Genomic DNA, 15,330 nt, shown 5'->3' on the forward strand with positions numbered 1-15,330 from the left:
CACCAGTAAGTATAGATGTCTATACCAGTTTGTTGGTGAAACACGATATTTTATTACGGCAATATGATAGGGATCAATTTAATCAATAAAGCAATAAGTTCCAACCAATTAATTGGTATAGACATCCATTCCTTTTTAATGATATGATTTTGCCTAAGCGCTTTCACTTGAAATAAAAGGAGAGAATAGTATGTTAGGTTTCTTACAAAGAATTGGTAAATCGCTCATGCTTCCCATCGCGGTTCTGCCTGCAGCTGCATTACTGCTGAGATTGGGTCAGGATGATCTGCTGGGTATCGCGTTCATGTCTGAAGCAGGAGATGCTATATTTAAAAATTTAGCTTTAATCTTTGCCATCGGGGTGGCCATCGGATTTTCAAAAGATGGAAATGGTACAGCCGGTTTGGCGGGTGCCATTGGTTATTTGGTATTAACGGGCGGCTTAAAAGCCCTTGATCCCGATTCCAATATGGCGATTTTTGGAGGGATCATATCAGGAGTCGTGGCAGGCTTATTATATAACCGTTTCAATGATATTAAACTTCCGGCATGGCTCGGATTTTTTGGAGGCAGACGTTTCGTTCCCATTGTGACGGCTGCATCCATGGTTGTACTCGCCGGGATCTTCGGTATCATCTGGCCACCGATCCAGAGCGGGATCAATTCCATCGGTGAATGGATTATCGGGGCAGGTGCGGCAGGAGTCGGTGTGTTCGGCCTGTTGAATCGTCTCCTGATTCCGGTTGGACTGCATCATGTATTGAATACCCTCGTCTGGTTTGAATTCGGTACATTCAAAGATGCAGCGGGTGAAGTCGTGAAAGGGGATATTCCACGTTTCTTCGCAGGGGATCCTACCGCCGGAACGTTCCAAACCGGCTTCTTCCCGATCATGATGTTCGGTCTTCCGGCAGCGTGTCTCGCCATGATCGTGACAGCAAAAAAACATATGCGTGCCAATGTAGCAGGGATGTTAATCGGCCTTGCCGTCACTTCCTTTTTAACAGGGATCACTGAGCCGATTGAATTCAGCTTCATGTTCCTATCTCCTGTGCTTTACGGAATTCACGCTGTCCTGACGGCGAGCTCTATGGTCGTTACCTATGTACTTGGGATTCATCATGGATTCGGTTTCTCGGCAGGTGCCTTTGATTACATCCTTAATTTCAGCATTGGTCAAAAACCTTGGCTGTTACTTGGAGTCGGGATTCTCTACGGGATCATCTACTTCCTCCTCTTCACTTTCTTGATCAAGAAGTTCAATTTGAAGACTCCGGGTCGTGAAGATGATGAAGATGTGGTGGCGCCGGAAAGCTCAGGAGGAAATGGTAAGTACGAAATCATGGCTTCGCATTTCCTTCAAGATCTTGGTGGGAAAGAAAACCTGGCCGTCATTGATAACTGTGCCACACGATTACGTCTCGAAATCAATGATGTCACACTGGTGGACGAAAAAGCGTTAAAAGCTCACGGGGCGAAAGGTGTGATGAAGGTGAATAATCGGAACCTTCAAGTCATTGTAGGAACGGATGTAGAATTTGTGGCAGACGAGCTGAGAAAGCTGAAATAAATGGAGAATGATTGATTCTACTGAGCTGTCCTCATCGGATCGTTGTCTGTTATACACATGATAGATATAATAAAAATAAAACCCGTTATATCGAAAGGAGAACCGTTCGTGGTTAATAAAAATTCTCCTCTTCCTTTGTATTATCAGTTAGAAGAACACCTTAACCATTTAATACAGTCTGAAGAGCTAAAAGCGGGGGACGCCCTGCCGTCTGAACGGGAGCTTGCTGAGTCATTTAAAATCAGCAGGATGACCGTAAGACAGGCGATTACCAATCTGGTGAATAAGAATGTCTTATATAGGGAGAAAGGGCGGGGCACATTCGTCTCCCATCGAAAAATCGAACAAAGCCTTCAAGGACTGACAAGTTTTAGTGAAGATATGAAAAGCAGGGGACTCGAGCCGGGCAATAAATTATTGCATTTTGAAATTTCTCCTGCATCGGAGGATATCCGGGAACTTCTTTCACTGGAGGAAGAAGAGCTTGTGTATACGATGAAGCGGATTCGCCTTGCCAACGGTGAACCGATGGCATTGGAGACGAGTTATATACCCGTTAAGCTGCTTCCTGGATTGAATCAGGAAATATTGGAGAAATCCCTGTATCACTATATCGAAAGAGAGCTGAACCTTCGCATCAGTCATGCCACCCAATCAGTGGAAGCGGCACTTGTGACAGAAGCGGATACGAAGCATCTCAAGGTGAAAAGCAGGGAACCGGTGCTCTTCATCCAGCGGGATTCATTCCTGGAAGACGGAACCCCTTTTGAATTGGTACGATCCGTTTATCGGGCGGATAAATATAAGTTTAAGATCAATCTGGACAGAATGTGAAAAGTGAGCAGGACCCCATTTAAACAGGGGTCCTGCTCTTTTTTGATTACAGTCCTTTTGTTAACAGGGGAATTCGCCCCCGGTACTTCTCGATCAGCCTTTCGTTATGATCACCCGCACCGTTCACGTTTCCACTTATGAAGATAGGAGGCTCAAACCCTCTTTCCGCCATGTGTTCGATGGCACCGGCCATGATGCTATTCAAGATCGCAGCTCCGATGACGGTTGAGGAAGGAGAAAATGGAACAGCCACCCGTTCGTCGGTCATCAGAGCATCCCCTAAGACGGAGTGGTTGTTCACGGCAAGATCCACAACTTCACTAAGAAATTTCCCGCTTGGATGCCTGGATGTTTCTTTTTCTACGTAGTCAAATGAGCTGATGGAAGCGACATAGGCGCCGTTTTCCTTTGCATGAAGTGCCACATCGATAGGGACGGGATTCTTTCCTGAGGTGGAGATGACGATCATCACGTCATGAGGCTGAATATCCTGCCCGCTCATGAACTCAGACGCATACCCTTCCGATTTTTCTAATTGAGAAGAACGTACGGCGCCTTCATGGAGCATGAGGGGCTCGATCAGTATCGGGTTGATCGGAACCAGTCCACCTGCCCTGTAAAACACTTCTTCGGAGAGGATGTGAGAGTGGCCGCACCCGAAAAGGTGGATGATGCCGTCTTGTTGGATGGAGGAAGAAATACGTTGGGCAAGACTGGCCATTTTGTCTGCTTCTTCCTTTTGTACCATGTGAAGTTTTTCCTGGATTTTTTCAAAATATGTAAGTATCATTCTGTTCCCGCTTTCCATTTTTCTTTCAGCATACCATAATGTTAATGAAAAATTTCAATCTTCACATGTATGAGAAGGGTGGGTTTGATATATTTAAATTAGAACTGAATGAAACGAGGGGGCAATTCGATATGAAACAGGGAATCATCTCACTGGGAGAAGCACTGATAGACTTCATTCCTCTGGACGAACAAAACATGACTTATCAAAAGAGTCCAGGAGGGGCACCTGCCAATGTAGCGGTAGGACTAGCCCGCTTAGGGATCAAATCCACCTTCCTTGGAAAAGTGGGAGAGGAGGTATTAGGCCGTTTCCTGAAGGACACCCTTAAGGGATATGGTGTGAGAGTCAATCAAATGCTGTCCACTCCTGATAATCGAACCGGCGTGGTCTTCGTAACCAACCGGGAGGAGGGGGAGCGCAGCTTTGACTTTTATATTGATCCGAGTGCAGACCGATTTCTTCAAGTGAATGATATAGACGAAGAGGACCTCGCAACACATAAGATCCTTCACTTTGGTTCCATTTCCATGATCAGCTCGCCGGCGAAAGAAGCGACGCTCCATGCGGTGAAAGTGGCGAAAGACAACGGTCTATTAATATCATATGATCCGAATTTACGTTTAGGATTATGGGATTCTGAAGAAAATGCCCGGGAAACGATAAAGAGCATGCTTCCTGAAGTAGATATAGTAAAGATCTCAGAGGAAGAGCTTGAATTTATTACAGGTGAAAAAGAGCTTGAAGCAGGGGCGGCAAAACTAAAAGCATATAATATTCCGTTCTTGATCATTACCATGGGTGCACAGGGGAGCTCTGTACACCTGGGAGAGGACTGCAGGTATATTCCTGCGATGAAGGTGAAAGCAGTGGATACAACCGGGGCAGGGGATGCGTTTGTATCGGGGATACTCCATTCAATGGATAAATACCAGGGGAAGATCGAAACCCTATCCCTTGAAGAAGCGGTTCACATGGCTCAATTTGCAACTATATCAGGTGCACTCGCAGCCTCAACAAAAGGGGCCATGACAGCTTTGCCTACACTGGAGGAAATAAAGCTGCATTTAGAAAAGTAGAAGTCACAGCATGCGAACCATAAAGAGACTGCCGGTCCGGCAGTCTCTTTCCCTTTTTCAATTGTCTCGAAAGATGTTATAGTAAGATAATATAAAATTGGATTTCCTGAAAGGATGTTCTTTATGAGCTATAAAATGATTGTACTTGATTTAGATGATACATTATTACGGGACGACCAAACGATTTCAGCACGCACGAAAGACGCACTCTTACAGGCGCAGGAAGCCGGAGTGAAGGTCGTCCTTGCATCTGGACGTCCAACCCAGGGAATGCGCTGGGTAGCGGAAGAATTGAAACTCGATCATTACGGAAGCTACATTCTGCCTTTCAACGGATCGAAAATCATAGATTGCAAGACAAATGAAGAGAAATACAGCCGAACCCTAACAGCTGAAACGGCTCATTCCTTATATGATATAAGTAAGCGAGAAGATGTGGGTATTCTGACTTATGCAGAAGACGCCATTATAGTAGAAGAAACTAATCCATTCGCTTCCATAGAAAGTGACCTGACGGGTCTGCCGGTGAAGGTCGTTCCGGATTTTAAGGAAGCGATCACGGGACCGGTCGTAAAAGCTCTTATGCTGAAAGATGCCGATCATCTGGTGGTAGTGGAGAAAAAGCTCCAAGCCGAGCTTGATGGTGAACTCAGCGTGATGCGATCAAAGCCATTCTTCCTGGAATTCACCCAGCTTGGTGTCACAAAAGGAGCCAGCCTTGACTATCTGATCAAGCCAATCGGAATCAAGCCCGAGGAAGTCATCGCCATCGGGGATAGCTACAATGATCTGACCATGATTGAATTTGCCGGCCTTGGAGTCGCCATGGGTAACGCTCCGGATGACATTAAGGAGAAGGCGGATTACGTTACAGCTTCCAATATGGAAGACGGAGTAGCAGAAGTGATCGAAACATTTGTGTTGAATGAATTATCCAAAATCTGATTGTTAAAGGACCGTAGTCCATTTTGGGGACTCCGGTCCTTATTTTTGCCTGTATGAAAATAAAAGGGAAAAAATGTATAAAATCTCCCGTTCTATGATACTATTAAAAGTAACATTGTAAACGGAGGACAGAGCGTTGAAATTTATTGGTGGTTTAGTAGTGAAATTCCTATTATCGATCATAGGGATCATTTTTATAGGTGGCCTGCCCGTTCTTCTCTCGGGTATTGGCGAGCGGGAACTGAGATTGCAGGCGTACTGGCAATCGGTAAGAGAAATCGTATATGCCCTGTTTTACGCCGGGGAGTTGACATATAAGGTAATCGGTGGAGAGCAGGAACGCAGCCTGTTTCCTTATTTATGGGAGCCGATCATCTATTCACTCATCATATTATTTTCCGCATTTCTTCTCGCAAGTTTTTTAAGCATTATCCTCACGATCTTCACCATGCTGTTTTCACAGAAAAAACGAAATCGAGTCAAATTCTTCTTATATCTATTCGAATCGATGCCGGATGTTCTGGTTATCTTGCTTTCTCAACTTCTTGTCCTCTTCCTCTACAAGCAGACGGGCATTTTATTTTTTGAAATTGCTTCCGTGGCGACAGAAAAGGCATATCTTCTACCCATCCTTGTGTTGGCCGTATTGCCGACGGTCCAGCTGTTCAGGATTTCAATCCTTTCATTTGAAAGGGAAGAGGGGAAAGACTATGTGACACTTGCTCAATCAATCGGCTTGGGGAAACTGGTGATCTTAACCTTCCATATATTAAGGAATGCCATCATCTCCGTCTTTTTTCAATCAAAGAAAACGGTGTGGTTCATGCTTTCCAATTTATTTGTTCTGGAGCTTTTGTTCAATATCGCCGGGATTACCCGTTTCCTGAAGTCGACGTTACAGCCGAAGATGTTTACGATCGCCATTCTTTCGATTTTCATTCCTCTGTTTGTCTTTTATACGGTGGGAGAAATGATTCTCTCTAAAAAAGCCAACAAGGGGGAGGAAATTTAATATGAAGAAAAGCGTATGGAGTAACCCGTTCTTTCTAATTGGATTCACCTTTATTGCCGTGATGGTTGCGTCAAGCTTCTTCTATTCGTTTGTGTGGGGAAACGAGGTCAGAAGATTGTATTTTATCTCTGTAGAAGGAGTGGTCGTGGAATCTTCGCCTATTTCACCGAAGTGGTTATTTCCATTCGGGACTGACGCCCAGGGCCTTGATATGCTCGGTAAAATCATCATCGGGGCAAAATATACAATTTTAACGGCCTTTGTGATTGCCTTCCTACGGGTATTTTTATCGATTCCCCTCGGTTTGATACTGGGAACCTTCTTGATGAAGTATAAAAAATACATCAATGGCTGGATCGATTCCTTTCACTATATCCCTTTAACGATACTTGCGTATTTTTTGCTGGAGCCGGTCCTTTGGGAACCGTTCGAAGGATTTTCCACTTCCATCGTGGAGCGGTTCGTCATCGAAATTCTCATCTTAACATTCCTGATCGTCCCGATTTTGTCTGCGCTCCTGGGGAATGAAGTGTCCTTAGTGTACAAGCAGGAATTTATTTTGAGCGCAAAAACACTTGGGGCTGGGAAGTGGAGGATCATCTTTAAGCATATCTTACCTTCCATGAAAGAAAAGCTCGTGATCTTACTGGGACAGCAATTCATGCAAACACTCGTCATCTTCATACATCTGGGCCTGCTCACCTTATTCTTGGGTGGGACGGACGTGGACTATCAGATGGTACATGACCCTCCAAGATCGATTACGTATGAATGGTCGGGCCTGATAGGCGATTCCTTCCGCTATCTTCAAGGGGCACCGTGGATCCCGATGACGCCGATCCTGTTTTTTTCCGCGACGATGCTATCGGTTTCGTTCATGATCGAAGGATATGTCCAGGCAACGAGTGGACAATCCTATTATAAAAAGAAATTCAAAGCGGCCTACCGCCCAATGAAGGAAAACAAAGTGAAAGAGCTTGATAAATCCGATTTTCAAAAGGTAAATATGTAAGGGTGGAGCATAATAAAGGAGAAGGCACCTGCCTTACTGGTAATAATTTCATTAGAAATTTTTGTTTACCGTAAAGATATATGGGGAATAAGTTTACACTGAGTAAACAAAACACGGATATTTTTTACAATGGTAGTATATTCAACCACCAAGGTGGGAATATATGGGCTGTTCACTTCTTGTTCAAATATCCTTAACCCTTGTCAGCCAAGGCATCTGCACCGTATTTGGCGGCGTTTGTCGAATCCCCATGAAATATTTTTGATACATTTACCGCAAATTGTTATACACATGAAATCAATTTTTGTTATAATACTCGTTGTTGATTCGATTGATTTACATTCGCTTAACAATCTCTTAATCAAATGATGCTAATAAATGCTATAAATTAAATACAATAAAAAGGTGATGAAGTATGAACTTCTTTAAAAGACAGTTTGAAGATATGCGCACTGGGAAGTTATCGTTCTTCTTTACAGTCGTCGTATTATTTTGGATCAAGACCTACGCAGTATATTTAGCCGAATTTAATCTCGGAATACAAAATGCGCTTCAGCATTTTCTTTTATTTCTTAACCCTTTAAGTTCAGCTCTCTTATTCTTTGCTCTCGCATTATTCTGGAAAGGCAAGGGGCGGTATATTGCATTCATCGTCATTAACTTCCTGATGTCCTTTGTCCTGTATGCGAACGTCGTGTACTATCGTTTCTTTAATGACTTCATTACAGTTCCGGTATTGCTTCAGGCTAAGACGAATAACGGACTTGGAGGAAGTGCACTGGAATTATTGAGTCCTATCGATATCCTGTACTTCTCTGACCTGTTCATAATCATCGGACTGATGATCATGAAAAAAGTGAAACCACAGGAAAAATTACGCTTCCGTTCTGTATTCGCGGTCATGACATCAGCAGTCCTTGTGTTCTTACTGAACCTGGGCCTTGCTGAGATTGATCGTCCGGAACTATTGACACGAAGCTTTGACCGTAACTATCTTGTGAAGTATCTGGGTACTCACAACTTTACGATTTACGACGTGATCCAGAACTCTAAGACATCTGCCAAGCGTGCCCTGGCAGACAGCAATGAAGTATCAGAAGTAGAGAATTATGTAAAAGCAAATAAAGTGGATCCAAACCCCGAATATTTTGGTAAAGCAAAAGGGAAAAACGTCATTTATGTATCGATGGAATCCCTCCAAAACTTTGTGATCGGGAAAGAAATCAACGGTCAAGAGGTAACACCATTCCTTAACTCATTAGTGGAAAAAGAAGATGCGATCTATTTCGATAATTTCTTCCACCAAACGGGGCAAGGGAAGACATCCGATGCCGAGTTCATCATGGAAAATGGATTATTCGGTTTACCGCAGGGTGCCGTCTACATGACGAACGCCAACAATACGTTACAGTCAGCACCTGGAATCTTAAAAGGTGAAGGGTATACTTCAGCTGCGTTCCACGGAAACTATAAAACGTTCTGGAACCGTTCTGAAATGTATCGTACGATGGGATATGACGAATTCTACGATGCAACGTATTATGATATGAGTAATCCGGAAGAACAGCTTCCATATGGATTGAAGGATAAGCCATTCTTCGAAGAGTCCATGCCGATGCTTGAAAAATTACCACAGCCGTTCTATACGAAATTCATTTCACTATCGAACCATTTCCCGTTCGATCGTCATGAGAATGATACAGATTTCGAACCGGGTCAATTCGGCGATGGTGTAGTGAACCGTTATTTCCAAACGGCCAACTATATGGATTCCGCTTTGGAACAATTCTTTAATGATTTGAAAGAAAGTGGACTATATGATGATACCGTCATCGTCCTTTACGGGGATCACTATGGTATTTCTGAAAACCACAATAAAGCTATGGAACAAGTCACAGGCGAAAAAATCACAGATTTCAAAAATGCACAGCTTCAACGTGTTCCTTTATTCATCATTGCTCCTGGGGTCGAGGGTGAAGTCAACCACACATACGGTGGTCAAATAGACGTCCGTGAAACACTATTCAACCTTCTTGGTGTGGATAACAAGGACTTCATCAGTTTCGGTCAGGACTTACTGTCCAAAGATCGCAAACAAATCGTACCTTTCCGTAATGGAGACGTCATCACACCTGAATACTCTGATATTAAAGGAGTATGTTATGATAACGAAACAGGTCAACCTGTAGAAGAAGGAAGCAACGCATGTGAAGAGGCGTCCAAAGAAGCCACGAAACGTCTCGAACTTTCAGATAAAGTAGTATATGAAGACTTACTTCGTTTCTACAAACCAGAAGGCTATAAACAAATCGACCGTTCGGATTATCAATATATAAATCCGAATCCGAAAAGCACAGAAAATCCTGAAGCGTCTCAAGAAGAGTCACACGAGTAATTCGGCAATAGTAAGCCAGTCCTTTCACCATGATGGTGAGGGGGCTGGCTTTTTTGTTGTGGGTAGGGGGTGTTCGTTCAGCTGCTGATTATGTGTTGAAAATCAGCAGCTGAAAAATAGAAGGAATTCAACTGGAGAAAACATCGATTGCTCACTTTTGATTGAACTATGGTTGAATTTGATTGTTTTTGATTAAAAATGATTGATTTTTGTAACCGTTATCATTATAATGAGGGTACAAACGATCGGAGAAAGTAGGAGAGACCATGTTAACCGAGGAACGTCATCGAGTCATTTTAGACTTATTGAAGGAGAAGGATGCGATCAAGATCCAGGATATCGTGGATGTAACGAATGCCTCAGAGTCAACGATTCGCAGGGACCTGACACAGCTTGAGCAGGAAAAATTCCTGAAAAGGGTCCATGGCGGAGCATCAAAGTTGCAAGGGAAACTGAAGGAATTGAGCGTTTCTGAAAAATCATCCAAAAGCCTTCATGAGAAACAGGTAATCGGCCGATACGCAGCCTCTCTGGTGGAAGAAGGGGATTGCGTCTATCTGGATGCCGGTACATCGACCTTGAGTCTGATCGATTATCTTCCTGAAAAGGATATTGTCGTCGTTACGAATGGATTGACCCATGTGGAAGCCCTGCTTCAAAAAGGATTCAAAACCTATATGATCGGTGGGTACGTCAAGCCCGTTACGAGAGCGATGGTCGGTAGTGGGGCACTGGATTCCATCGGTCAATACCGGTTTGATAAAGCATTTATGGGGGCAAACGGAGTGCATGCGCAATATGGATTCACCACGCCTGATCCGGAAGAGGCTCAGGTGAAGCGCATGGCCATCGAGTTATCAAGAGAAGCCATATTTCTTGCCGACGATTCAAAATTTGGTGAGATTGCTTTCAGTAAAATAGTGGATCTCGATAAAGCGATGATCATAACGAACACTTTGGATGAAGAGCATGATAAGGCAATGAAGAATCAAACTACAATAAAGGTTGTGACAGCATGATATATACATTAACGCTGAATCCTTCTGTGGATTACATTATGGAACTGGATTCCTTTCAAAAAGGCGGTCTTAACCGTAGCAGTGCAGAAACTGCCTTTCCAGGGGGGAAGGGGATCAATGTCTCCCGCGTTTTACACATATTGAACGTGGATAATGTGGCTCTTGGATTTGCAGGGGGATATACGGGGGAGTATATTAAACAATTTTTGAACCAAGAGGATATCAGGACAGAGTTTGTCGAGGTAATGGAAGCCTCTCGCATAAACGTCAAGGTGAAGGCGGATGATGAAACCGAAATTAACGGAAGCGGACCTTCCATTAAGGAAGAGCATATCCGGGAGCTGCTCGATCAAGTATCTTCCCTGACTGCAGATGACATGATTGTGCTTGCAGGAAGCATACCTGGTTCGGTTCCGAAAACATTTTATCAGGAAATTGCCGCACAATGTCAAAAACAAGGGACGAAAGTGATCATCGATGCTGAGAAAAAATTGATCGAACCCGTCCTGCCCTTAAAGCCATTCCTCATCAAGCCGAATCATCATGAACTTGGGGAAATGTTTGATGTAGAGATCGACTCTATGGAAAAAGCGGTCCATTACGGAAAAAAACTTAAAGAAACAGGTGTTGAAAACGTCATGGTGTCCATGGCCGAAAAAGGTGCACTCCTGTTGACTGAAGAAGAGGTATTTTATTCTTCTGTACCTAAGGGTGAATTGAAAAGCTCGGTCGGTGCAGGGGATTCAACGGTTGCCGGATTCCTAGCCGGCCTGTCGAGGGGATGGAGCGTGAAGGATTCGTTCCGCTTGGGTACTTCAGCCGGATCGGCGACTGCCTATTCGATTGGTCTCTGTTCATCTGAACACGTGGAACGATTATTCGAAGACATTCAGATTACAAACATATAGAGGGGGAAGTCAAAATGAGAATAACGGAATTACTGACAAAGGATACGATTCAGCTTCATATATCTTCTCAATCGAAAAACGGAGTCATTGACGAGCTGGTATCCGTTTTGGATCAAAGCGGTAAATTGCAGAACCGTGATGAATTCAAGAAAGCGATCCTAAATCGGGAAGCACAGAGTACGACGGGGATCGGGGAAGGGATTGCGATTCCCCATGCGAAAACATCCGCTGTCAAAGCACCTGCGATTGCGTTCGGAAAATCAGAAGAAGGTGTTGATTATGAATCTCTTGATGGAGCACCAGCTCATCTTTTCTTCATGATTGCCGCGACTGAAGGAGCGAATCAGACCCATTTAGAAGCGCTCAGTCGCCTTTCGTCCATGCTGATGGATATGGACGTCCGGAAAGCACTGTTGAACGCAGGTACGAAAGAAGAGATATTGGAAATCATTAATGCCCATGATGGTGTGGAAGAAGAAGAGACACCGGCTGAAACGTCCGCTCCGGGCGGAAAAATCCTTGCCGTAACGGCTTGTCCTACCGGGATCGCTCATACGTATATGGCAGCCGACGCATTAAAGGCAAAGGCAAAAACGATGGATGTGAACCTGAAGGTAGAGACAAATGGTTCAGGAGGGGCAAAGAACGTCCTGACACAAGAGGACATTGAAAGTGCCGTAGCCATTATTGTCGCAGCAGACACGAAAGTGGAAATGAACCGCTTCAAAGGAAAACACGTCATCGAAGTTCCTGTGGCGGAAGCGATCAGACGTCCTGAAGAACTATTGAACCAAGCCATGAAAAAAGACGCCCCGGTATATAAAGGGGGAGAGCAGGGGAAAGATTCCGATAATGGCTCTGAGAAAAAGCAAAAATCGGGGTTCTATAAGCATCTCATGAATGGTGTATCCAACATGCTTCCATTCGTGGTAGGAGGAGGGATCCTGATTGCCATCTCCTTCTTATTCGGCATTCAGTCAGCGAACCCTGATTCTCCGGAGTACAATGAGTTTGCGGCGATCTTGAATACGATCGGTGGAGGCAATGCCTTTTACCTGATGGTTCCGGTCCTTGCAGGATTCATTGCCATGAGTATTGCCGATAGACCGGGATTTGCCCCTGGTATGGTGGGCGGATTGATTGCGGCAACGGGTCAAAGTGGATTTTTAGGCGGAATCATTGCCGGTTTCTTAGCCGGTTATGTGGTACTTGGAATCAAGCGTTTAACGAAGAATTTCCCTCCAGCTCTGGAAGGAATCAAACCGGTACTCATTTATCCGTTACTTGGTATTTTCATTACAGGTGTGATCATGCTTCAATTCCTGGTTGAACCTCTGAGTGCACTCAATACAGGCATACAGAACTGGCTTGATGGTCTCGGAACAGGAAACTTGATATTGCTTGGGTTAATCCTGGGTGGAATGATGGCTGTCGACATGGGAGGTCCCATTAATAAAGCGGCCTTCACGTTCGGTATCGCCATGATAGAAGGCGGGAACCTGGCTCCCCATGCGGCCATTATGGCGGGAGGAATGGTTCCTCCATTAGGACTTGCCATGGCTACGACATTATTTAAGAAGAAGTTCAATGATAATGAGCGGAAAGCGGGTATTGCAGCTTACTTTATGGGCGCTTCCTTTATTACCGAAGGAGCGATTCCATTTGCAGCAGCGGATCCATTCCGTGTGATTCCTTCAATTGTGACGGGATCTGCGATTGCAGGGGCATTGACCATGTTCTTTGGGATCGGTTTACCTGCACCTCATGGAGGATTGTTCGTCTTCCCTGTAGTGGAAGGAAATCCGTTCTTATATCTACTGGCGGTTCTGATCGGGTCCGTCATCACAGCGCTAATGGTAGGCTTCTTGAAGAAACCTGTAAAATAGAGCAGAACAAATAAAAGAACGAGGGGATTTCCCCTCGTTCTTTCTTGCGCTTATAAACTCTCGATCTCTACATCCTTGATTCCTTCTATTTCTGAAATGGTGTAGTAAATGTCTACCGTCTTTTTCCTGAAATCAACAATGATCTTTAATTCTAATAGATGGTGCTGATTCTTTAAGTCTTTGATCCGGATATTTTCAATGGTGATTTCTTCGGCTTTGATTTTTTCAATGATCGACTTGATCTCCTTCTTTTCAGCTATCGTGGCGCGAAGGGATAATTCTTTTTCCCTCAGGCGTTTTGGGCCTAAGTAAGTAATGACGACCGGGACCACTTCTACGGATACGATCAAAAGGATGACCCCTGCAGTTGCTTCGAAATAAAAGCCTGCGCCGACGGCTATCCCTATTCCTGCTGCCCCCCAAATCATCGCGGCAGTGGTCAAACCTGAGATACTATCGTTCCCTTTGCGCAGGATGACACCTGCTCCGAGGAAGCCGATACCCGAAACAATCTGAGCCGCTAATCGAAGCGGGTCCATGGTAATATTCACTTTGTCCGATCCTTCAGAAAGATAGGCGGATTCCATGGACACAATCGTCAACAAACAACTCACAATGCAAATGACAAGGGACGTCTTCAGTCCAACAGGCTTTCTCTTTAATTCCCTCTCGAGACCTATGATCAATCCCAATACGGCTGAAACACCGAGTTTTAACAGGAATGTCGTATCTAATAGCTCCATCCATCCCCCTCCAATCCTTCCAGACTGCAAAAAAATTCATGTAGTAATTCAATTCGTCTGATTATAAAATAGAACAATGAACAACTTATATCAGGAGGTCTGTCATGTCGGATGCGAAAGTAAATCCATACCTTATACTTGCTATCGGAGTCATCTCCGTTTCTACCTCTGCTATCTTAGTGAAGGTATCGAGTGCGCCGTCAGGCATTTTGGCATTTTACCGGTTGTTTTTCACCGTTCTTTTAATGTCCCCGGTATTTTTCTTAAAGTATGTGAAGGAATTGAAACTTATTACTGTGAGAGATTGGATGTTTTCGATTTTAGCCGGGGTATTCCTGGCGTTTCATTTCATCCTTTGGTTTGAATCCTTACACTACACCTCCGTCGCGAGTTCCACGGTGCTTGTCACACTGCAACCGTTATTCGCTTTTATCGGTGCGTACCTTTTCTTTCAGGAGAAGTTAACGGCAAAGGCTTTATTATCCGCTGTCTTAGCCGTTGCCGGGAGCTTCATCATCAGCTGGGGGGACTTCCGGATAAGCGGCAGCGCTCTGTGGGGAGATATTTTGGCTTTGATTGCATGCGCCCTTATTACGGGATACCTTTTATTCGGGCAGACAATCAGAAAGCGGCTGTCTCTAATGACCTATACGTACCTCGTTTATGTCATAAGCTCTATCGTCTTATTGTTCTATGTCCTGATCCGATCTGAAAGTCTGGGACCTTACCCGAAAGAAGATTGGATCTATTTCCTTCTTCTTGCGATCATCCCGACGCTACTCGGACATACACTGTTTAATTGGTCCCTAAAGTGGTTAAGTACCTCGACGATCTCCATGGCCATACTCTTTGAACCAATCGGTGCATCTCTTCTCGCCTATTGGCTGTTAGGGGAAAAAGTGCTGATGACTCAGGTGCTGGGCGGCATGGTCATTATGACCGGTGTCACTCTCTTCTTAATAGAAGAAAGAAAACTGAAAAAACTTACCCGAGCCAGTGAGGTGAAGACGGATGCATTATAGGAAAGCAGAACTGAAAGACGCAGGAGGACTGGCATACGTCCATGTGTGTAGCTGGAGGACCACCTACCGGGGAATCGTTTCAAAAGATTACCTCGAGTCTTTATCCATAGTGGAA

At 44.4% G+C, this 15,330-nt stretch carries 14 protein-coding genes (1 of these 14 cut by a window edge); 12 read left to right on the plus strand and 2 right to left on the minus strand.

Features of this window, described 5'->3' with window-relative positions:
• Positions 1 to 190 precede the first annotated feature (190 nt).
• Both nagE and ATG71_RS08520 read left to right on the plus strand, forming a co-directional pair.
• Positions 191 to 1,570 (plus strand): N-acetylglucosamine-specific PTS transporter subunit IIBC, encoded by a 1,380-nt coding sequence (nagE, locus tag ATG71_RS08515; RefSeq protein WP_098439235.1) that lies wholly within the window; start codon positions 191 to 193, stop codon positions 1,568 to 1,570.
• A gap of 108 nt (positions 1,571 to 1,678) precedes the next feature.
• Positions 1,679 to 2,404 carry a GntR family transcriptional regulator gene (locus ATG71_RS08520; protein WP_098439236.1) on the plus strand — a complete coding sequence of 242 codons (726 nt, stop codon included), beginning with the start codon at positions 1,679 to 1,681 and terminating at the stop codon, positions 2,402 to 2,404.
• A gap of 46 nt (positions 2,405 to 2,450) precedes the next feature.
• On the opposite strand, the gene ATG71_RS08525 is transcribed toward ATG71_RS08520, so the two are convergent.
• A complete protein-coding gene (locus tag ATG71_RS08525; RefSeq protein WP_098439237.1) occupies positions 2,451 to 3,194 on the minus strand; it encodes an SIS domain-containing protein in 744 nt (247 codons plus the stop codon).
• Positions 3,195 to 3,325: 131 nt separating this feature from the next.
• Here ATG71_RS08525 and ATG71_RS08530 point away from each other — a divergent pair, with 131 nt between their 5' ends.
• The 8 genes from ATG71_RS08530 to ATG71_RS08565 all read left to right on the plus strand — a co-directional run bounded on the left by ATG71_RS08530 (position 3,326) and on the right by ATG71_RS08565 (position 13,450).
• Positions 3,326 to 4,273 carry an aminoimidazole riboside kinase gene (locus ATG71_RS08530; protein ID WP_098439238.1) on the plus strand — a complete coding sequence of 316 codons (948 nt, stop codon included), beginning with the start codon at positions 3,326 to 3,328 and terminating at the stop codon, positions 4,271 to 4,273.
• Positions 4,274 to 4,396: 123 nt separating this feature from the next.
• Positions 4,397 to 5,218, plus strand: coding sequence for a Cof-type HAD-IIB family hydrolase (locus tag ATG71_RS08535; protein ID WP_098439239.1), 822 nt, complete (start codon positions 4,397 to 4,399; stop codon positions 5,216 to 5,218).
• 136 nt (positions 5,219 to 5,354) lie between these two features.
• A complete protein-coding gene (locus ATG71_RS08540) occupies positions 5,355 to 6,230 on the plus strand; it encodes an ABC transporter permease subunit (protein ID WP_098439240.1) in 876 nt (291 codons plus the stop codon).
• 1 nt (position 6,231) lies between these two features.
• A complete protein-coding gene (locus tag ATG71_RS08545) occupies positions 6,232 to 7,242 on the plus strand; it encodes an ABC transporter permease (RefSeq protein ID WP_098439241.1) in 1,011 nt (336 codons plus the stop codon).
• A gap of 415 nt (positions 7,243 to 7,657) precedes the next feature.
• A complete protein-coding gene (ltaS, locus tag ATG71_RS08550) occupies positions 7,658 to 9,637 on the plus strand; it encodes a lipoteichoic acid synthase (RefSeq protein ID WP_098439242.1) in 1,980 nt (659 codons plus the stop codon).
• A 266-nt stretch (positions 9,638 to 9,903) separates the two neighbouring features.
• On the plus strand, positions 9,904 to 10,656 hold the full coding sequence (locus tag ATG71_RS08555; RefSeq protein ID WP_098439243.1) for a DeoR/GlpR family DNA-binding transcription regulator: 753 nt from the start codon (positions 9,904 to 9,906) through the stop codon (positions 10,654 to 10,656).
• Positions 10,653 to 11,564 (plus strand): 1-phosphofructokinase, encoded by a 912-nt coding sequence (gene pfkB, locus ATG71_RS08560; protein ID WP_098439244.1) that lies wholly within the window; start codon positions 10,653 to 10,655, stop codon positions 11,562 to 11,564. Before ATG71_RS08555 ends, pfkB begins: the two co-directional genes overlap by 4 nt.
• Positions 11,565 to 11,578: 14 nt before the next feature.
• Positions 11,579 to 13,450, plus strand: a complete 1,872-nt coding sequence (locus ATG71_RS08565) for a PTS fructose transporter subunit IIABC (protein ID WP_098439245.1) — start codon at positions 11,579 to 11,581, stop codon at positions 13,448 to 13,450.
• Positions 13,451 to 13,500: 50 nt separating this feature from the next.
• Here the strand turns inward: ATG71_RS08565 and ATG71_RS08570 are convergent, their stop codons facing one another.
• Complete coding sequence (locus ATG71_RS08570) at positions 13,501 to 14,193, minus strand: MgtC/SapB family protein (protein WP_098439246.1); 693 nt, start codon at positions 14,191 to 14,193, stop codon at positions 13,501 to 13,503.
• A 104-nt stretch (positions 14,194 to 14,297) separates the two neighbouring features.
• On the opposite strand from ATG71_RS08570, the gene ATG71_RS08575 reads away from it, so the two are divergent.
• Positions 14,298 to 15,215 carry a DMT family transporter gene (locus ATG71_RS08575; protein ID WP_098439247.1) on the plus strand — a complete coding sequence of 306 codons (918 nt, stop codon included), beginning with the start codon at positions 14,298 to 14,300 and terminating at the stop codon, positions 15,213 to 15,215.
• Positions 15,205 to 15,330: the beginning of a GNAT family N-acetyltransferase gene (locus ATG71_RS08580; RefSeq protein WP_098439248.1), read on the plus strand. The gene runs 234 nt beyond the window's last position; 126 of the gene's 360 nt are visible here — the first part of the coding sequence; it begins with the start codon at positions 15,205 to 15,207; its stop codon lies off the right edge, out of view. Before ATG71_RS08575 ends, ATG71_RS08580 begins: the two co-directional genes overlap by 11 nt.

The organism is Bacillus sp. es.034, assembly GCF_002563655.1.
Taxonomy (GTDB): domain Bacteria; phylum Bacillota; class Bacilli; order Bacillales; family Bacillaceae_B; genus Rossellomorea.